This is a genomic window from Vibrio sp. 2017_1457_13 (genome assembly GCF_030851525.1).
Taxonomy (GTDB): Bacteria; Pseudomonadota; Gammaproteobacteria; order Enterobacterales; family Vibrionaceae; genus Vibrio; species Vibrio metschnikovii.
Map to the genome: position 1 here is coordinate 1 of NZ_VHTA01000007.1, position 19,139 is coordinate 19,139.

At 44.3% G+C, this 19,139-nt stretch carries 18 protein-coding genes; 2 read left to right on the forward strand and 16 right to left on the reverse strand.

Annotation, left to right across the window (positions count from 1 at the left end):
- Nucleotides 1–230: 230 nt before the first annotated feature.
- The 14 genes from ptsG to yceD all read right to left on the reverse strand — a co-directional run bounded on the left by ptsG (nucleotide 231) and on the right by yceD (nucleotide 12,643).
- A complete protein-coding gene (ptsG, locus tag FKN88_RS11030) occupies nucleotides 231–1,661 on the reverse strand; it encodes a PTS glucose transporter subunit IIBC (RefSeq protein WP_004395584.1) in 1,431 nt (476 codons plus the stop codon).
- Between the two features lie 444 nt (nucleotides 1,662–2,105).
- On the reverse strand, nucleotides 2,106–2,873 hold the full coding sequence (locus FKN88_RS11035; protein ID WP_154168601.1) for a TatD family hydrolase: 768 nt from the start codon (nucleotides 2,871–2,873) through the stop codon (nucleotides 2,106–2,108).
- Nucleotides 2,864–3,829, reverse strand: coding sequence for a DNA polymerase III subunit delta' (gene holB / locus FKN88_RS11040; protein WP_110167924.1), 966 nt, complete (start codon nucleotides 3,827–3,829; stop codon nucleotides 2,864–2,866). The genes FKN88_RS11035 and holB overlap by 10 nt, the downstream gene beginning before the upstream one ends.
- Nucleotides 3,830–3,831: 2 nt before the next feature.
- Nucleotides 3,832–4,467, reverse strand: a complete 636-nt coding sequence (tmk, locus tag FKN88_RS11045) for a dTMP kinase (RefSeq protein ID WP_004395587.1) — start codon at nucleotides 4,465–4,467, stop codon at nucleotides 3,832–3,834.
- Nucleotides 4,464–5,483, reverse strand: coding sequence for an endolytic transglycosylase MltG (mltG, locus tag FKN88_RS11050; protein ID WP_154168603.1), 1,020 nt, complete (start codon nucleotides 5,481–5,483; stop codon nucleotides 4,464–4,466). Before mltG ends, tmk begins: the two co-directional genes overlap by 4 nt.
- Nucleotides 5,480–6,283 carry an aminodeoxychorismate lyase gene (pabC, locus tag FKN88_RS11055; RefSeq protein ID WP_154168605.1) on the reverse strand — a complete coding sequence of 268 codons (804 nt, stop codon included), beginning with the start codon at nucleotides 6,281–6,283 and terminating at the stop codon, nucleotides 5,480–5,482. The genes mltG and pabC overlap by 4 nt, the downstream gene beginning before the upstream one ends.
- Nucleotides 6,284–6,361: 78 nt before the next feature.
- Complete coding sequence (gene fabF / locus FKN88_RS11060; RefSeq protein WP_154170676.1) at nucleotides 6,362–7,606, reverse strand: beta-ketoacyl-ACP synthase II; 1,245 nt, start codon at nucleotides 7,604–7,606, stop codon at nucleotides 6,362–6,364.
- An 87-nt stretch (nucleotides 7,607–7,693) separates the two neighbouring features.
- Nucleotides 7,694–7,930, reverse strand: coding sequence for an acyl carrier protein (gene acpP, locus FKN88_RS11065; RefSeq protein WP_000065130.1), 237 nt, complete (start codon nucleotides 7,928–7,930; stop codon nucleotides 7,694–7,696).
- 233 nt (nucleotides 7,931–8,163) lie between these two features.
- Nucleotides 8,164–8,898 (reverse strand): 3-oxoacyl-ACP reductase FabG, encoded by a 735-nt coding sequence (gene fabG, locus FKN88_RS11070; protein ID WP_040904873.1) that lies wholly within the window; start codon nucleotides 8,896–8,898, stop codon nucleotides 8,164–8,166.
- A 26-nt stretch (nucleotides 8,899–8,924) separates the two neighbouring features.
- Nucleotides 8,925–9,848 (reverse strand): ACP S-malonyltransferase, encoded by a 924-nt coding sequence (fabD, locus tag FKN88_RS11075; RefSeq protein WP_110167927.1) that lies wholly within the window; start codon nucleotides 9,846–9,848, stop codon nucleotides 8,925–8,927.
- A 75-nt stretch (nucleotides 9,849–9,923) separates the two neighbouring features.
- The gene (locus FKN88_RS11080; RefSeq protein ID WP_004395600.1) at nucleotides 9,924–10,874 is read right to left on the reverse strand and encodes a beta-ketoacyl-ACP synthase III; all 951 of its coding nucleotides are present in this window, start codon (nucleotides 10,872–10,874) and stop codon (nucleotides 9,924–9,926) included.
- A gap of 5 nt (nucleotides 10,875–10,879) precedes the next feature.
- Entirely contained in the window at nucleotides 10,880–11,905 is a 1,026-nt protein-coding gene (gene plsX / locus FKN88_RS11085; protein WP_004395601.1) for a phosphate acyltransferase PlsX, read from the reverse strand.
- A gap of 11 nt (nucleotides 11,906–11,916) precedes the next feature.
- A complete protein-coding gene (rpmF, locus tag FKN88_RS11090; protein ID WP_004395602.1) occupies nucleotides 11,917–12,087 on the reverse strand; it encodes a 50S ribosomal protein L32 in 171 nt (56 codons plus the stop codon).
- 31 nt (nucleotides 12,088–12,118) lie between these two features.
- Nucleotides 12,119–12,643, reverse strand: coding sequence for a 23S rRNA accumulation protein YceD (gene yceD, locus FKN88_RS11095; RefSeq protein ID WP_040904477.1), 525 nt, complete (start codon nucleotides 12,641–12,643; stop codon nucleotides 12,119–12,121).
- Between the two features lie 217 nt (nucleotides 12,644–12,860).
- Here yceD and FKN88_RS11100 point away from each other — a divergent pair, with 217 nt between their 5' ends.
- Nucleotides 12,861–13,442, forward strand: coding sequence for a nucleoside triphosphate pyrophosphatase (locus tag FKN88_RS11100; RefSeq protein WP_154168607.1), 582 nt, complete (start codon nucleotides 12,861–12,863; stop codon nucleotides 13,440–13,442).
- Nucleotides 13,443–13,503: 61 nt separating this feature from the next.
- On the opposite strand, the gene rluC is transcribed toward FKN88_RS11100, so the two are convergent.
- Nucleotides 13,504–14,451, reverse strand: coding sequence for a 23S rRNA pseudouridine(955/2504/2580) synthase RluC (gene rluC / locus FKN88_RS11105; protein WP_154168609.1), 948 nt, complete (start codon nucleotides 14,449–14,451; stop codon nucleotides 13,504–13,506).
- Nucleotides 14,452–15,061: 610 nt separating this feature from the next.
- Here rluC and rne point away from each other — a divergent pair.
- Nucleotides 15,062–18,205 carry a ribonuclease E gene (rne, locus tag FKN88_RS11110; protein WP_203342036.1) on the forward strand — a complete coding sequence of 1,048 codons (3,144 nt, stop codon included), beginning with the start codon at nucleotides 15,062–15,064 and terminating at the stop codon, nucleotides 18,203–18,205.
- Between the two features lie 88 nt (nucleotides 18,206–18,293).
- Here rne and FKN88_RS11115 read toward each other — a convergent pair whose 3' ends face one another.
- Entirely contained in the window at nucleotides 18,294–19,049 is a 756-nt protein-coding gene (locus FKN88_RS11115; protein WP_154168611.1) for a YdiY family protein, read from the reverse strand.
- Nucleotides 19,050–19,139: the final 90 nt, after the last annotated feature.

The window sequence follows — 19,139 nt, forward strand, 5'->3', positions numbered from 1 at the left end:
CTGAAGTGCTCTTTGATGGTATTAATATTCATGGCAACACCTTAAAAAAGGAGCATAAGATCACAGCCCGCACGTCAGGTCAAACTTAACCTCGCATTGCGCAAAAAACGTTCATGATCTTGCCCTGAGTATAGGTAGAGGTTAAAACATCATTGATAATGAGCACTTTCAGCAAACCGATAAAAAGGAGACCGAAGTCTCCTTATTTATAGGGGAAGAAAGAATGAGAATTAACCGTGGTTGCGAATCCACTCATCCATTTCTGTTTTTAAGTTATCTGATTTAGTACCAAAAATAGCTTGTACACCACCAGACACCACAACAACGCCAGCAGCACCGAGTTGTTTTAGTTTCGCTTGATCAACCAACTCTGTCTCTGCAACCGATACGCGTAGGCGAGTAATACAAGCATCTAAGTTAGTGATATTTTCTTTACCACCAAATGCCGCTACTAATTCACCTGCTAACTCTGACCCTGTTGAAGTATTCGCATCAGCGGATTCATCTTCACGGCCCGGTGTTTTCAGATTCAAAGTACGAATAACAAACGTAAATACCACATAGTAAAGCACAGCATAAGCAATACCTAAGCCTACCAGTAGCAACATGTTTTCTGCACGAGGAGATTGAACAACAAAGTCAATAAAGCCGTTAGAGAACGTGTGGCCATGAACAATGCCTAGCGAGTTGGTTAAGACATACGCCAAGCCCGCAAGTACCGCGTGAACCGCGTAAAGTACAGGAGCAATGAATAGGAAAGAGAATTCAATTGGCTCAGTAATACCGGTTAGGAAAGAAGTTAATGCCGCAGAAGCCATGATACCCATGATTTTTGCACGGTTCTCAGGTTTAGCACAATGCGCAATCGCAAAAGCCGCTGCAGGAAGACCAAACATTTTAAATAGGTAACCACCCGCTAACTGACCAAAACCATTACCCGCTTCGCGAGTCACATCATTCGCAGTCAAGAAACAAGTCATAATACCTGTTGCTGGTTGACCGGAGTTAGTCACACAAGAACCTGCTTCGTAGAAGAAAGGTACGTTCCAGATATGGTGTAAACCAAATGGAATCAGTGCACGCTCAACAATACCGTAAATACCAAATGCAGTGACTGGGTTTTGATGCGCAGCCCAATCAGAGAAAGAAGCAATAACGCCACCAATCGGAGGCCAAATTACCGATAAGAGAATACCTAGAGCAATCGACAAGAAACCGGTAATAATAGGTACCGCACGTTTACCCGCAAAGAATCCGAGATATTCTGGTAGCTGAATTTTATAGAAACGATTGAACGACCACGCTGCAACACCACCCGCAAGAATACCGCCAAGTACGCCTGTTTCGATGCCATCAACACCCATTACCTCTGCCATAACGTTCAAGGTCGCAACCATGATGCCATAGCCGACAATAGCAGAAAGTCCTGATACACCATCGTTATTGGTAAAGCCTAGGGCGACACCAACGGCAAACAAGAGTGCCATTTGACCAAATACCGAGCCACCAGCTTGTTCCATTAAATGGGATACGACTTCTGGCAGCCAACTAAAGTTTGCCGCCCCAACACCAAGCAAAATACCTGCAACAGGTAAGACTGATACTGGAAGCATCAGTGCTTTACCTACTTTTTGCAGGTTAGCAAAAGCGTTCTTTAACATGTTTATGCTCCTGATTAAGTTATTAGAATTTTTCGGGTTCCAACGGCACACCCCCGTAGCCTAAATGTTAGCACCCAATGAAAATGTAACCACAAATGTATTATATTTTCCGCCTCTAAATATATCTTGATGCCCCTCAAACTTTCCAGTTCGCAAAGAAATTTAGTTTCAAAGTAATAGACAGATCACACAGCCATCACTTGTCGACAAGGCAACAGAAGCATTCTATCCTATTGTTTATATTAATAATAATTTTCCATCAATTAATTTTACTTGGTAAATTAAATTGATGAGGTTGTTATTTTTAGTAACAAAATTACCAATTGATTAGTTTAGACTAAATATTCAACATATTAAGTAAACAAGGCTAATTCTTGATGATAATTTGAAGTAAAGCACGTAAAACAGCCATTCCAGGCGTCTTACACCTATAAAATTTGATTTTCATCGCAAAAAAAGATCTTGGAAGTTTTTGCTGGTTTTTTCTGCAACTTCGCCCAAAGAAAGCCCTTTAAGTTGAGCAATATACGCCGCAACCTCAACCACATAAGCCGGCTGATTCTCTTTACCTCGATGAGGTACTGGCGCTAAATAAGGCGAATCGGTTTCAATCAACAACCTATCTAATGGTAGTGCCTTTACCACGGCTTTGAGCTCTGTTGCTTGGCGAAACGTAACGATCCCAGAGATCGAAATATAGAAGCCTAAATCCATTGCCGCCTGCGCAAAAGCCCAATCTTCAGTAAAACAGTGTATAACCCCGCCACAACGCTCTGCGTGATGTGCTTTGAGTATAGCTAAAGTATCTTCTCGCGCTTGACGAGTATGAATAATCAATGGCTTATTGAGTTCAACGGCAGTATCAATATGCTGAATAAAACGCTGTTGTTGTAATTCCGCCATTTCTGGCTGATAGTGATAATCGAGCCCAGTTTCACCAATCGCAACCACTTTAGGGTGACGGGCATAAGTGTGAAAACGCTCTAGATCAAAATCACTTTGCACGTCGAGAGGATGAACACCACAAGAAGCATGAATATTATCGAAGGGAGTAATCATCGCTAACATATTGGGAAATGAGTCTAACGTCACACCCACAGAAAGTAATTGTGTCACTTTAGCCCGTTCGGCTTTAGCAAGAACATCGCTGATATCTTGGTGTAAATCTTGATAGTTCAGTTTATCAAGATGACAATGTGAATCTACAAACATGTTTCCTCATTAAATTTAAATAACCAATCAGCAATTAAAAGTTCACTATTTAACCCACTAAATCCCTGTAATTGATTGATCAACTGCGCCAATGAATCCGTTTGTTGTTGTAATAAAGACAAAGAACGAGCTTGAGCAAGCCACTGACTTTGCGGAGTAAAGTAAGGCTGCCATACCCCAAAAGCGGTTTTTTGGGCGTCAGTCAAGAGATACCAAAGCCAACGTAGTCCACTGAGAGGCTGGCCACTGATCGTTTTCGCACAATTTAATAATGCCGAAATGTCGCCTTGTAATGCCTGAACAAATTGCTGCTCAATCGCCAAATAATTTTGGAGTTCACCTTGTAAAATAAACGCTCGAGTCAGTAATGGAGCATTACCATGAATATGAGCAGCAAAAGCAGGAATCGATTGTTGACACTGTTCGGTTAACCACGGCATAACGGCTTGTGGCTGCGGTTCTGGAATAATAATTTGTTGGCAACGACTGACGATTGTCGCCAGTAAACGGCTCACTTGATGAGTCAGTAAAATGAAAACACATTTTTCTGCGGGCTCTTCAAGCGTTTTCAGTAAAGCATTCGCTGCTGATTCATTCATTGCTTCGGCAGGCTCAATCACGATCAACCGAAAGCCTGAGAGCTGTGAAGACTCTTGTGCTAATCGATTCGCTATACGAATTTGCTCAACCGTAATCGACTTGCCCTCTTTTTCAGGACGAACAAGATGATAATCCGGATGCGTGGCCGATAGCATTAACTCACAGCCATGACAAAATCCACAGGGCTCACTACGCTGTGTAGTACACATTAATGCCTGCGAGAATTTCTCAATCAACTGCTCTGCGCCTACTCCGTGTGGGGCATTGATTAAGGTTGCTGAAGCAAAGCGCTGATGCTCAAGCTGTTGTTTCCAACGCTCCCATGCCTCGCTTAACCAAGGATATACTGCGTTCATCATTAACCTTTATGTTGATTTAACCAGTTTAATAACGCTTGCTGAATATCTTGTGTCACCGCTTGTAAGGTTTGCTGCGCGTTAATAATCGTGACTGATGGATTGTCCTTAGCCAGTTCTAGATAACGCTGTCGTGTACGTTCAAAAAAACTCAAGTCCATTCTCTCAATACGATCCAACTCCCCTCGCCCACGAGCTCGCTCTAATCCGACTCGCGGATCGATATCTAAGTATAAAGTAAAATCTGGGCTAAACGCCCCTAACGCTAACTGCTTAAGCTGCTGCATCGTCGCAGGGCTAATCTGCCGTCCGCCGCCTTGATAAGCTTGCGAAGACATGTCATGGCGATCGCCCACGACCCAGCATCCTGCCGCCAATGCAGGTTTAATGACGTTTTCCACAAGTTGTACCCGTGCGGCGTACATTAGCAGCACTTCCGTCACATCTTGTAAAACTTCACCAGGGTGATCTTCTTTGACTAAAGCACGCATTTTTTCAGCCAATACCGTGCCACCGGGCTCACGAGTCTGGGTAATTGACTCAATACCAAAAGCTTGTAACGTATCGATCACAACCTGAATAGCCGTGCTTTTTCCTGCGCCTTCTAGCCCTTCTACTACGATAAATTTTGCGTTCATTGTCGACTTCTGATCACTTGTAAATAGGCGCGAACCGCGCGATTATGTTCTGCTAATGTTTTTGAAAACACGTGATCACCATGACCACTGGCCACAAAATAAAGGTAATCACTCTGTTCCGGATTTAAAGCGGCCTTAATCGAAGCGGGGCCAGCCATCGCGATCGGCGTCGGAGGGAGTCCATTGATCACGTAAGTATTATATTCTGTCGCTTCACGCAAATCAGCACGGCGAATCCGCCCTTGATAACGATCACCCATTCCATAAATAACCGTAGGGTCCGTTTGTAAACGCATTCGCTTGTTTAATCGATTAATAAACACCGAAGAGACTCGCTCCCGCTCCGCATCGATCGCCGTTTCTTTTTCAATAATTGACGCCAAAATAAGGGCTTCGTAAGGAGTTTTCAATGGCAAATCAGGCTGACGATGCTCCCATTCATGCTCAAGCAGACGATTGAGCTTACGATGCGCTCGACGAAGGATATCAATATCCTTCTCCCCTTTAGTAAAATGGTAGGTTTCCGCCAAAAATAAGCCTTCTAACTTTGCATTATCGATGCCTAATAATTGGGCGATGTCTGCCTCTGAATGCTCAGTCAGCGTTTGTTGTAAGTTAGGATTTTGCGCTAAGCTAGCACGCCATTCAGAAAAACGGCTTCCTTCAATAAAGGTGATCGAAAACTGAAATTCTCGCCCAGAAACCAATAACGCTAAACTATCTTGTAGCGATAACCCGGGCTGTAATTGATACGTTCCCGCTCTAATCGGCGTTAATTCAGGGTAGAAACGACGTAATAACTTCGAGGCCAAAGGATCATCAACTAACCAAGCTTGATCGGTCATTAACGCCAACGCTCTGTTTAAACTCGTCCCACCATGAATAGTGATCAACTGCGGTTCAGTGATCAATAACGGCTGCGCGAGGTAATCATTGGTCTTTTTAACTGCATAAAAGTAGCTTGCAGTAGCAAAAACAATGATGACTAAAATTAAGGCCAGTAATTTTTTAATCACGAATTAAAACTCTCCTGAAAATATCGTACATAACGGCCGATGGTATACAAATGATGCGCAATACCGATGACAGGCGCGACTTCAATGATGGCATTAGAAATAAAAACCTCATCAGCAGCAATTAAATGCTCCATTGGAAACTGACCAATTTCCACGGTCAACCCGAATGATGTTGCCGATTGTAAAATCATCCGCCGCGCGACACCAGCAACACCAGCATTATCAAGACTCGGCGTATATAAGGTGCCATTTTTCACCCAGAACAAATTTGCCATCGTTGTTTCAACGATATGATGATTAAGATCCAAACAAACGCCATCGTCATACCCTGTACGATCCATTTCACCACGCAGTAAAACTTGCTCTAAGCGGTTATTATGTTTATGTCCCGCCAGCAATGGGTTGAGTCCCATGCGCTGCTCACAGACGCCTAATCTGATCCCTTGACGTTGCCATTGATGATAATGAGCTGGAAAATCAAAGTGACTCAATGTAATTCTTGATGAATGTTGTTGGCTTGGACTATAACCTCGTCCTCCTTCGCCACGGCTAATATGCAGTTTCATTCCCGCCAGTGACTTACCTATCGCCGCTTGATTCAACGCAAGTTCTATTTTCAACCAATCAGGAGATGGAATCGCCAAGCGCTGTAAGCAAGCCTCCATTCGCTCTTGATGATAATCCCAGAACTGAATTTTACCTTGTTTAATCAATAGAGTACTAAAGCAGCCATCGCCATATTGGAAAGAACGATCACTGGCGGTAATTAGGGGCTCGTTGAATCCATTTTGCCCAATCATGCTTGACTCCCTGAAAAAATAAACGGCCTAATGCAAAGCACCAAGCCGTTTAAACTCAAACTCAATCAGATAGATTAATTATACGCGTTTAAAAATCAGTGAACCGTTGGTACCACCGAAGCCAAACGAGTTGCATATCGCATAATCCATACCTGATACTTTACGCACCGTATGGGGCACTAAGTCTATCTCTAACCCTTCTTCTGGGTTATCAAGGTTAATGGTTGGTGGAACAATTTGGTCAACCAACGACATGATGGTAATGATCGCTTCAACAGAACCTGCTGCACCGAGCAAGTGACCCGTCATTGATTTGGTTGAAGAGACTAATACTTGTTTAGCGCCTTCTTCACCTAATGCTCGTTTGATGCCTTTTACTTCCGCGACATCACCGGCCGGAGTTGACGTTCCGTGAGCATTAACATAACCAATTTGAGTCCCTGTGACTCCAGCATCACGCATCGCGGCTTCCATCGCTAGAGCGCCACCAGAACCGTCTTCACTTGGTGAAGTCATGTGATAAGCATCACCTGACATACCAAAACCGACCAACTCAGCATAAATTTTAGCACCACGAGCTTTAGCGTGTTCATACTCTTCAAGCACAATCACACCAGCACCATCACCCAATACAAAACCATCACGATCTTTATCCCAAGGGCGTGAAGCTTTTTGTGGTTCATCATTGCGAGTGGATAACGCTTTCGCAGCACCAAAACCAGCCATACCTAAAGGTGTGGAGGCTTTTTCTGCACCACCCGCAACCATGGCATCGGCATCACCGTAAGCAATCATCCGTGCGGCATGACCAATATTGTGCAAGCCAGTGGTACAAGCGGTTGAAATTGCAAGATTTGGACCACGTAAACCACGCATAATAGAAAGGTTACCTGCAACCATGTTAACAATGGTTGAGGGAACGAAAAATGGGCTAACCTTACGTGGACCTTTTTCGATTAATGCCTGATGGCCAGATTCAATTAACTCAAGACCACCAATTCCCGAACCAATGGCGACACCAACACGTGGCGCATTAGCTTGCGTAATTTGCAGACCGGAATCGTCTAGAGCTTGAATACCCGCAGCAATGCCATATTGGATAAAAAGATCCATTTTTCTGGCATCTTTTTTAGACATATACTCTTCGCAATTAAAGTCTTTGACTAGACCTGCGAAACGAGTTGAGAAATTTGTAGTATCAAAGTGCTCAATATTAACAATACCACTTTGACCAGCTAGCAGGGCTTTCCAAGAAGATTCTACAGTGTTGCCTACTGGTGACAACATACCCATGCCAGTGACAACGACACGACGCTTGGACACGATCATATTCTCCGGGATAGAAACATTCTATGAGAGGGATAGATGACTAAAAAACTCAGGCGGCCAGAGGGCCGCCTGGGGAGAACATTACTGAGCGTTGCTGGTCACGTAATCAATCGCAGCTTGAACAGTAGTGATTTTCTCTGCTTCTTCATCAGGAATCTCAGTATCAAATTCCTCTTCAAGAGCCATAACTAATTCAACAGTGTCTAGAGAATCTGCACCTAGATCTTCAACGAAAGAAGATTCATTTTTTACTTCTGCTTCGTCTACACCTAGCTGTTCAACGATGATTTTCTTTACGCGTTCTTCAATGTTGCTCATGTTTTCTTTTCCTTTACAGATTTCGCCTAATGCGATGATTCCGTAGTTTATTCGAACTAGTGAAAGTTGCAAGGGGGACCTTGCTGGTCAAACCACAAATTTACCGATTTTAACCGAAATTCACACCATTTTTGACATAAATCATGCACAAATGTTGCGCACCTAAAAACCAACTGTTAAGAAAAGTCAGCATTTATTGACGACTGTCGCTTAACTTCTCCAAACACTTGGCATTAAACCATGTACATTCCGCCGTTGACGTGCAGAGTCTCACCCGTAATGTAAGCTGCTTCATTGGACGCTAGAAAAGCCACTGCAGAAGCAATTTCATGAGGTTCACCCAGACGACCCGCTGGAACTTGCGCTAGTGTAGCAGCACGTTGCTCATCATTCAGCGCTTTTGTCATATCTGTGGCGATAAAACCTGGTGCAACTGTGTTCACAGTCACACCACGGGATGCAACTTCACGTGCCATCGACTTGGTAAAGCCAATTACGCCCGCTTTTGCCGCTGCATAGTTAGTTTGTCCAGCATTACCCATGGTACCAACAACCGAACCAACATTAATGATTCGACCATGGCGTTTTTTCATCATGCCACGTAATACCGCTTTCGATAAGCGGAAAATCGACGTTAAGTTGGTATCTAAGATATCCATCCACTCTTCGTCTTTCATACGCATCAATAGGTTATCACGTGTGATACCGGCATTATTCACTAAAATGTCGATGCTGCCAAACTGTTCATTGATCGCTTTGAGTACCGATTCGATCGATGCAGGGTCAGTCACATTCAAAGCAAACCCTTTACCCTTCTCGCCTAGATAAGTACTAATTGCATCTGCGCCACTATCGCTGGTTGCTGTTCCAATCACGGTTGCACCGCGTGCGACAAGCACTTCTGCGATTGAGCGGCCAATCCCACGACTTGCTCCCGTGACTAGAGCGACTTTACCTTCAAGGCTCATGAATTCATTCATGTTTGATTCCTACTTTATTGCACAGCTTCGAATGAAGCGCTATCGTTTACGGCTACCGCATCCAGTGTTTTCACTATGCGTTTGGTTAATCCAGTTAACACTTTACCTGGACCAACTTCAATAAGTTTTTCAATCCCTTGGTCACTCATGCTTTGTACCGCTTCTGTCCAACGTACCGGATTATAAAGCTGACGCACAAGGGCATCTTTAATTTTTGCAGGATCCGTTTCAGCCAGCACATCAACGTTATTAATGACCGGAATTGATGGGCTATTAAACTGAAGTCCAGCGAGCGCAATGGCTAATTTTTCTGCGGCGGGTTTCATTAATGCACAATGCGATGGCACTGACACTGGCAAGGGTAATGCTCGCTTGGCACCCGCTTCTTTGCACAGTACACCAGCACGCTCAACAGCCTCTTTCTGCCCAGCAATCACGACCTGACCTGGGGAGTTAAAGTTTACCGGAGAAACAATTTGACCTTGAGCGGCTTGTTGGCACGCGTTGGCAATCGCCTCATCATCAAGACCAATGATCGCATACATTGCTCCCGTGCCAGCAGGTACAGCCTCTTGCATTAATCGACCACGTAATTCAACTAAGCTGATCGCCTGCTGAAAATCAATCACCCCCGAGCATACTAACGCAGAGTATTCACCTAAACTGTGTCCTGCTAAGACTTCAGGTTGAGGCAAGTTCAATGACTGCCACACACGCCAAATAGCAACCGATGCAGCAAGGATAGCGGGTTGCGTACGATGAGTTTGGTTAAGATCTTCTGCTGGGCCTTGTTGAACTAATGCCCATAAGTCATAACCTAATACTTCAGAAGCTTGGCTAAACGTCTGTTTTACAACATCATACTGTTCACCAAGCTCCGCAAGCATACCGATTGCTTGTGAACCTTGGCCTGGGAATACAATAGCAAACTTGCTCATCTTCTTTCCTTAACCTAATAAAATGGATAAAGAGTCAAGCGACTCTTCAACGTCAAATAAGTGATTGGGGAGCAATCAGAATTTAACCAAGGCAGAGCCCCAAGTAAAACCACCACCAAACGCTTCTAACAGCAATAACTGGCCACGTTGAATGCGTCCATCGCGCACCGCTTCATCTAATGCGGTTGGTACCGTTGCAGCTGAAGTATTACCATGGCGATCTAACGTCATCACAACTTGATCTAATGACATAGAAAGTTTCTTTGCAGTAGCAGAAATAATTCGATAATTGGCTTGATGCGGCACCAGCCAATCTAATTGCGACTTATGTAAATTATTCGCCGCTAAAGTATCTTTGACTAATTTTGATAATTGAGTCACGGCGACTTTAAACACTTCGTTACCGGCCATATGCAGCCACTTATCAACATTACCGCCACGCTCAGGCACTTCAAGACTGAGTAACTCACCAAACTCACCATCGGCATAGATATGAGTTGATAAGATACCGGGCTCTTGACTAGCACCAACCACCACCGCTCCTGCCGCATCACCAAATAAAATAATGGTTGAGCGGTCGGTTGGATCGCACGTTTTCGATAATGCATCCGCACCAATCACCAGTACTTTTTTACACATGCCTGATTTAATGTGTTGATCAGCAACCGACAATGCATACACAAAACCAGAGCATGCTGCAGCCAAATCAAAAGCTGGACAACCTTTGATCCCGAGCTTAGCTTGAACCTGACAAGCAGAAGAGGGAAAAGTATGACTGCCGCTCGTCGTGGCAACAATAATCAGATCAATCTCATTCTTATCAATTTGCGCCATTTCGATGGCTTTTTCAGCAGCATAAAATGCCATATCGGCGACGGTTTCGTTATCAGCGGCAATTCGACGCTCACGAATCCCCGTCCGGGTCACAATCCACTCATCATTGGTATCTACCATTTTCTCTAAATCTGCGTTAGTACGCACTTGAGATGGCAAGTAGCTGCCAGTACCTAAAATTTTGCTATACATGAAGACTAATAATGCCTCTCGAGTAAAACCGCTTCCAAACGATCGCTTATGCGGCTGGGGACTTGTCGTTTCACTTCATGAACCGCTTCACCTATCGCATTGACGACTGCGGATACATCGGCACTTCCATGACTTTTAATGACTATGCCGCGTAATCCTAGCAAACTTGCGCCGTTATACTGGTCGGGGTTCAAGGTTTTTAATTCATAAAACAGTTCAGAAAACACTTTTCGGGCAATCCAACCCTTTATGGATGAGGCTAAAAAGAGATTTTTTAACTTATCAATAAAGAGTTGTGCAGTCCCTTCACAGGTTTTTAAACAAACATTACCGACAAATCCATCACACACCACAACGTCGGCGGCATCCATCAATAACTGATTCCCTTCAATATAGCCAATAAAATTCACCGCTTGAGTTTGCTTTAGCAGCTGTGCACAACGCTTAACCAGATCATTACCTTTTATCTCTTCCGCGCCAATATTTAAAATCGCCACGCGGGGGGAACGTTGTAAATGTTGCTCAGCCAATGCCGATCCCATCACTGCAAATTGAAACAGGGAATCAGCATCACTAGAGACATTCGCACCAAGATCCAATAACCACGTTTTACCACCCGATATCGTGGGTAAAGCGGTTACTAATGCCGGACGCTCAATCCCAGGGAGAAGCTTTAAACGAAAACGTGAGAGTGCCATCAGCGCGCCGGTGTTACCAGCACTGACACAAGCATCCGCCTGTTGTTGAGCGACCAGATCGATAGCCAAACCCATTGAACTGTCATGGCTATGGCGTAATGCTAGTGAGGGTTTTTCTGAGTTAGCGATCACTCGATCACTGTGCACAATACTCAAACGAGGATCGGGTTGGTAACCTAGTAAAGATAATTGCTGAGTGATCGCGCTATGATCACCCACTAATATCACTTTTAGCTCTGGGAAATGCGACAGTGCCTGCACGGCGGCAGGCACTGTAACGCGAGGACCGAAATCCCCGCCCATTGCATCAAGTGCAACGGTTAGATTTTGCAAAGGTCACAACCTTACTTGTTGATAACCTTTTTGCCACGGTAGTAGCCTTCAGCGGTTACATTGTGACGTAGGTGAGTTTCACCTGAAGTTGCATCTACAGATAGTGCAGCTGAAGTTAGCGCATCATGTGAACGACGCATACCACGCATTGAACGTGATTTCTTGCTCTTTTGTACGGCCATTGACCCTACTCCTGTGTTATGGATTGAAGATTTACTTCTTCAAACTTTTTAAAACATCGAATGGATTCGGCTTATCATCCAACACTTCGTCGGGGATCTCACCAAACACCAAATTGTCTGAGTTAACGCTACAATCCGCTTCATCGTGCATCGCTACTTGGGGTAAACCAAGAATGAACTCGTCTTCAACTAACTGAATCAAATCAATCTCACCGTACTCGTTAGGATCTACCAAATCGTACTCATCCGGTGCATCTTGCTCACTTTGCTCACTGTAGTAAGGAGTATAAGTAAACTCAATGGTGCATTCATGTGCAAATGCTTGATTACAGCGCTGACACTCTAAATCAACTTCGATGTTAGCTTTACCAGAGATAACAACCAGTTGCTGTTCATCCATCCCAAATGACAATGAGACTTGTGCGTCGCGTTTTACGCCATCAACTGACTCTTCTAAGCGCTTTAAAAGACTGGCTTGAATGATACCATCATAATCCAATCGTTTTTGAGCGGCTTTTGCCGGGTCAATCGTTCGCGGTATTTTTACCTTTTGCATAGGGCGCGAATATTATCTTCCAAAATTGTTTTAGTCAAAGAAAAAGGCAAAAAAGTTGCTATGCCTTATTTCGCTATTGGCTTAAGAAGCACGTTACTATTGTATGATAAATACAGGATTAATCCGTCGTAAGGTGTACCATATCGCTCACTTTACTTGAGACGATCTGCCAGTTTCCGGTATGCTACTCATACACTGAAGACAATTGTAAATCAAAATGCAAAATTACCAACTAGTTTTGGCTTCAACCTCACCTTATCGACAACAATTACTAGAAAAACTGGCTATTCCTTTTGTTACCGCTAGTCCTGATTGTGATGAGACACCGTTGACTGACGAGACACCAGAACAGCTGGTGATGCGCTTAGCGACCAACAAAGCGCGCTCTTGCCAGCTATCATCACCAAGTCTAGTGATTGGTTCAGATCAAGTATGTGTTATCAATGGTCAAATCATTGGAAAACCATACAACCGAGAGACAGCGATTCATCAGTTACTGCAACAAAGTGGTCAAACCATCACTTTTTACACTGGTCTCGCGCTACACAATACTCAAACCGAACAAACGCAAGTCACTATCGATACTTTTAAAGTACACTTTCGTACGCTGACACCAGATATGGTGGCTCGATATGTCGATAAAGAGCAGCCTTTCTACTGCGCTGGGAGCTTTAAAAGCGAAGGACTGGGCATTGCTCTCTTTGAACGTTTGGAGGGGGATGATCCCAATTCATTAATCGGTTTGCCACTGATTAAGCTAATTAAACTCTTAGAAAGTGAACAGATTAGAGTGATTTAATCATCGAACGAATCTCACCACGACAATACACACCGAGGCGAGATTCATCCCCAAAAAACCATCAAGCTTGGCGCATTTGTCCTAATGCACGTTCTAAGGACGCGTCCAATGGTGCACTGATATCCATTTTGTCTCCTGTTGCGGGATGCATAAATTGAATATTGGCAGCATGTAAAAACAGTCGATTAATGGAAAATTGACTCACGTAGGCGTCAAATCGGCGATCACCATATCGGTCATCCCAAGCGATGGGATGACCCGTATATTGAGTGTGTACACGTATCTGGTGCGTTCGCCCTGTAATCGGGCTTGCTTGAAGCAAAGTTGCCTGGGCAAACTGTTCGAGCACTCTAAAACGAGTTTCTGATGGTTTACCATTAGGGTTTACCCGAACAATACTATTAACCTCATTTTTTAATAATGGTGCATTGACCACTTTAACATTCGCAGGCCAACGCCCCATCACCAATGCAAAATAGTATTTTTGTACCGTTTTCTCACGAAATTGCGCTTGTAAATGACGTAAGGCCGAGCGCTTCTTAGCGACCAATAGAATACCAGACGTGTCTCGGTCAATACGATGGACGAGTTCTAAAAAACGTGCCTGTGGACGCAATGCTCGCAAAGCTTCAATTGCACCAAATTTTAAACCACTACCACCATGTACTGCCGTTCCAGAAGGTTTATTGAGAATCAAAAGATGATCGTCTTCATAGACGATACACGCTTCTAGTTCAGCAACGCGATTAAGCTTGATACTGGGTGCGGCCGGTTCTGAGTCATTGACCTCCATCGTCACCGGAGGAATACGGATGCTATCGCCTGCGGCCAGTTTATACTCAGCCTTAACGCGCTTTTTATTAACTCGCACTTCTCCTTTGCGCAAGATTCGATAAACCACGCTCTTAGGAATATTTTTTAATTGGTTACGCAAAAAATTATCAATGCGTTGACCAGCCATATCTTCATCGATATCGACGAACTGGACTTGGGTTTTAATTTCGCTCATAACCGCCATTTTAACCTTAATTGGCGGAAAATCACCTTTTTCTTCACAGGAAAAAACTACGTTTACGATAAATGCCACTTCAAACTGGCGAAAATAACAGCAAATCTTCGTTACACCTTGAAACACCTATGACAGTGAATCAAAGAATCACAAAGTTATTGACGTTTTTCGTGACGTAGACCTCGCGAACTGTGATCTTTTTGTACAGACCGTTAAAAAAATAAGGAGTTTCTTACAATGCCGATTGCTGAGTTTAGCAGTCACTGCTATAGTTCACAGCTGCAAAGTATGAAAGGTTTGGCATGTTGTTTAGCCTTTTATTCCTTGCAAAAATGTGAGTAGTTCTCTGACTATTGATGTGCAGCATATGGCGTAAGACACGATTGATAGCGGTTTTCTTGTTGTTCTACTCCTCGCCTTTTCATGTTGAGTACCTACCGCCACCGCGCGGTTCACAAGCAAACGTATGCTTGTGATAACTGAAGTGCCCTCAGAGCATCCCCTCCAGCCGGGAGGCTGTAATCAATAAGCCATGGGATCTGGCACCGTGAAAACGAAATACAACAACAAGAATAATAATCAAAACAAAGAAAAGATAACGAGATTTTAAATGAAAAGAATGTTAATTAACGCAACTCAAAAAGAAGAGTTGCGTGTCGCTTTGGTTGATGGCCAGCGACTGTTTGATTTAGATATTGAAAGTCCTGGACATGAATCCAAAAAAGCCAATATCTACAAAGGCCGTATCACTCGTATTGAACCTAGTCTCGAAGCTGCATTCGTTGACTATGGTGCAGAAAGACACGGTTTCCTCCCTCTTAAAGAAATTTCCCGCGATTATTTTCCTGAAGGTTACACTTACCAAGGTCGTCCAAGCATTAAAGAAGTGCTGCGTGAAGGCCAAGAAGTAATTGTTCAAGTTGAGAAAGAAGAGCGTGGCAGTAAAGGCGCAGCCTTAACCACCTTTATTTCATTAGCCGGAAGTTATTTAGTTCTTATGCCCAACAACCCTCGTGCTGGCGGTATTTCTCGCCGTATCGAAGGCGATGAGCGTACCGATCTAAAAACAGCATTAAGCACCTTGGTCTTACCACAAGGTATGGGACTTATCGTCCGTACTGCGGGAGTCGGAAAAAGTGCTGAAGAACTGGAGTGGGATCTGAATGTTCTCCTCAATCATTGGAGTGCCATTAAGCAAGCCTCTGAGTCCAACCCAGCGCCTTTTCTCATTCACCAAGAGAGTAACGTTATTGTTCGTGCGATCCGTGACTATTTACGTCGTGATATTGGCGAAATCCTCATTGATAGCAATACCATTTACGAACGAGCGCTTGAGCATATCCGTCTTATTCGCCCAGACTTTGCCAGTCGCGTAAAGAAATACGACGGTGAGGTTCCGCTATTCAGTCACTTCCAGATTGAAAGCCAAATTGAATCGGCCTTCCAACGTGAAGTTCGCCTGCCTTCTGGTGGTTCGATTGTTATTGACCCAACCGAAGCCTTAACGTCGATCGATATCAACTCGGCTCGTGCAACCAAAGGCAGTGATATCGAAGAGACTGCCTTAAATACCAACTTAGAAGCTGCGGATGAAATTGCTCGTCAATTGCGTCTTCGCGACTTAGGCGGCCTAGTGGTGATCGACTTTATCGATATGACGCCAGTTCGCCATCAACGTGAAGTTGAAAACCGTTTACGTGAAGCCGTGCGTTTAGATCGCGCTCGCGTACAAATCGGGCGTATCTCTCGCTTTGGTTTGTTGGAAATGTCTCGTCAACGTTTAAGTCCTTCTCTAGCAGAAGCCAGTCATCACATTTGTCCTCGCTGCTCAGGCACTGGGGTTATTCGTGACAATGAATCACTGGCATTATCTGTACTGCGCCTTATCGAAGAAGAAGCACTAAAAGACAATACGGTTCAAGTTCTTGCCGTGGTGCCTGTTTCAATCGCGTCTTATTTGCTGAATGAAAAGCGCCGCTCGATTAACCATATTGAACGTAATCAAGAAGTGAAAATCACCATTGTCCCTAACTCGGATATGGAAACGCCACATTTTGAAGTGCTACGTATTCGTGAAGGCGAAGAGCAAGAGATTCTCTCTTACTTGATCCCAAATAAACTGGAAGCAATGAGAGAAGCCGAAGGGAAAGAACTGACTGACGCTGAAATCAAACCTAAGCGTATTGAAGAGCCAGTACTGAAAGGTTTTGCTTCTCCAGCCCAAAATGCACCGGCACCGAGGGTTCAGGTAGAAACAGCGCCAGCAGAACCAGTAACAGAAAAGCAGCCGACACTGGTCAGCCGTTTCTTTAAAGCACTATCAACGCTATTCAGCTCAACGCCTGAAGAAGTGAAAGAACCCGTTGTGCCCGCTCAAATAGAAACGAAACCCGCACAACCTCGTCGTGAGCGTAATGAACGTCGCCGTAATCCGCGTGATAAGCACAATAAACGCAAAGCGGATGACGTGGTTGAAAAAGCAGAGAAAGAATCAGCAACACCTGCGCCACGTAAACAACAAGATCGCAAACCTGCCCAAGAGCGTCCTGAGCAGCCTCGTCGTAATAAACCACAACGAGACAACAACCAATCGCTCAAACTTCAAGAGCAAGGTCGTCAACTGGCTGAAGAAGCACAAAAAGAGGCCGTTCCATCCCCTCGTGCCGACAAAGCCATCACACCAGACATTCAAGAAGTAAAACCAGCGGTTGTGAAAGAACGCCGTCAACGTCGTAAGTTGGAGAAGTCGATTCGCGTTAAGGATCAACAAACTTCAAATCCTGTCGTTGATGAGCCGATAGTGTTAGCGCCTGATGCGGAACAAGCAACACCAACACTGGTTGACACCACACCATTAGCAGCTATTGAAAGCCCAGTCGACCAAGAGCAAACCAGTCATGCTGATGCTCAAGATCAAGACGAACAGAAACAACGCCGTAATCGCCGTTCACCTCGCCACTTACGTGCCAGTGGACAACGTCGCCGTCGTGGTCGTGATCGCCGTCCAAACCCTTTCCGCTTACGTAAAGGAGGAGTGGCATCGCCTGAAATGGCAATGGGTAAAGTCATGCCGCGTTATGATCTTGCTAAACCACATGGACAACAGCATCAAGCAGTAGCAACGCCAACAGAGGTAACGACCCATCAACCGTCTGTTGATGTCAATACTGAGGCTTCGCCAGTGACACCAACTGTCGTGCTCGGTGGATTTGCTTTCCCAGAAATGGCCATGGGTAAAGTAATCATTCGTCGTACTGAAACAGACGTTGTATCACAAGATGCGCTAGTCGCGACCGTCGATAGTCAGCAAAGCGTTGTTGAGCAGCCTATAACAAGTGAAGCAATGCCTGATGCAGACGTGCAGATTATCGTCGCTAGCGAGTCAATAGAGACCTCTGTTGAGAGCATAGAACAGTGTGCTCCACAATCAGAGACACAAAATGAGACCGTTGAAGATCTACAAGAGCCATTGGTGATCAGCGATACGGATATTGAACCTGTGATTGTTGAAACCGATGACTTATTACCTGAAGAAGCACCGATTGTCATTAACGCCCCTACGTTAACCAATCATGCTCGCAAACAAGGTTATGCGTTTGCTCCAATGGCAAAAGCCCCGGGTTCAGCAGACTTAAAAGAGATCAATGTCGTGGCAGCTCCAGTCCGTGACCAACGTTATCAGCCTCAAGGTGCTGGTAGCCAAGCTGCACGTACACAAGCAGCGGCAGGCATGACCAAACCTCAGTCTTTCTAACTCGTTATACCGATTAAAAAGGCGTCCTTATTAAGGACGCCTTTTTTATTAGTTAACTAACCACTCGTCAATCAATCTCTGTGACAAACTAAAAAGCATAGCTTAAACTAAGCGTACTATAAATTTCATCGCGGCTCTTTCCTTTAGCAACCGTGCTGTTATTGATGTACTCCGTATCAAAAACCAAAGCTAAACGTTCAGCCAATTTATTGGATAATGAGCCTTTTATGCTCGTCGTTGTATTGCTATCACCATAATCGACTCGCGCTGACGCACCAATCGCTAAATTTTGGCTAATCGCACTTTGCGCTTGTACAAATGCATTCGCAATCCATTCATTATCACTACGTGAACCCTGCACCGTCGAAGAAGGCTGACGTACCGAATGACGAAAACCTGGACCTAAACCTAGATCCACTTTAGTGGTTTCTGTATCCAGTAATGTCGCCCCAAGTCCTCCAACTGCTAAAGCTTGATGACGATAGGTCGCATACTGATCATGCTCATACTTACTATTACCAAATACGAATAAGTGCCGGCTGACATCATGTTTAATATCGTAAATAAGACGATACTTGTTAGTACCATCATCATTACTGTCAGATTTATAGGAATAAAAGGTCGCTAATGCTAACTGCTGTCGCCATTGCTCCTGTTGATATTTAACCAGCGCACCTGAGTTTACCGACAGTGTTGATGCACTATTTTTAGAATAAATAAACCCAAGCTTAGCATCACCACTCCATGGGCTTTTTGTATCGGTAACGTCTGCTACAGCAAAACTAGAAGTCAATAATCCGATCCAGAGTGTACTCAATGAAAATGGAATCGTGTGTTTCATCATCAGCGTTTATCCGTTCATTAATCGAAATAAACGGTCACTGTAACAAACCTATTGAATACCTAAGTAAGAATTATGTTAAAATCTTTCTAT

Excerpts from the sequence above, each read along its gene's own strand:
- ptsG (WP_004395584.1), bottom strand. The coding sequence starts at position 1,661 with ATGTTAAAGAACGCTTTTGCTAACCTGCAAAAAGTAGGTAAAGCACTG.
- FKN88_RS11035 (WP_154168601.1), bottom strand. The coding sequence starts at position 2,873 with ATGTTTGTAGATTCACATTGTCATCTTGATAAACTGAACTATCAAGAT.
- holB (WP_110167924.1), bottom strand. The coding sequence starts at position 3,829 with ATGAACGCAGTATATCCTTGGTTAAGCGAGGCATGGGAGCGTTGGAAA.
- tmk (WP_004395587.1), bottom strand. The coding sequence starts at position 4,467 with ATGAACGCAAAATTTATCGTAGTAGAAGGGCTAGAAGGCGCAGGAAAA.
- pabC (WP_154168605.1), bottom strand. The coding sequence starts at position 6,283 with ATGATTGGGCAAAATGGATTCAACGAGCCCCTAATTACCGCCAGTGAT.
- acpP (WP_000065130.1), bottom strand. The coding sequence starts at position 7,930 with ATGAGCAACATTGAAGAACGCGTAAAGAAAATCATCGTTGAACAGCTA.
- fabG (WP_040904873.1), bottom strand. The coding sequence starts at position 8,898 with ATGAGCCTTGAAGGTAAAGTCGCTCTAGTCACGGGAGCAAGTCGTGGG.
- fabD (WP_110167927.1), bottom strand. The coding sequence starts at position 9,848 with ATGAGCAAGTTTGCTATTGTATTCCCAGGCCAAGGTTCACAAGCAATC.
- FKN88_RS11080 (WP_004395600.1), bottom strand. The coding sequence starts at position 10,874 with ATGTATAGCAAAATTTTAGGTACTGGCAGCTACTTGCCATCTCAAGTG.
- rpmF (WP_004395602.1), bottom strand. The coding sequence starts at position 12,087 with ATGGCCGTACAAAAGAGCAAGAAATCACGTTCAATGCGTGGTATGCGT.
- yceD (WP_040904477.1), bottom strand. The coding sequence starts at position 12,643 with ATGCAAAAGGTAAAAATACCGCGAACGATTGACCCGGCAAAAGCCGCT.
- FKN88_RS11100 (WP_154168607.1), top strand. The coding sequence starts at position 12,861 with ATGCAAAATTACCAACTAGTTTTGGCTTCAACCTCACCTTATCGACAA.
- rluC (WP_154168609.1), bottom strand. The coding sequence starts at position 14,451 with ATGAGCGAAATTAAAACCCAAGTCCAGTTCGTCGATATCGATGAAGAT.
- rne (WP_203342036.1), top strand. The coding sequence starts at position 15,062 with ATGAAAAGAATGTTAATTAACGCAACTCAAAAAGAAGAGTTGCGTGTC.
- FKN88_RS11115 (WP_154168611.1), bottom strand. The coding sequence starts at position 19,049 with ATGATGAAACACACGATTCCATTTTCATTGAGTACACTCTGGATCGGA.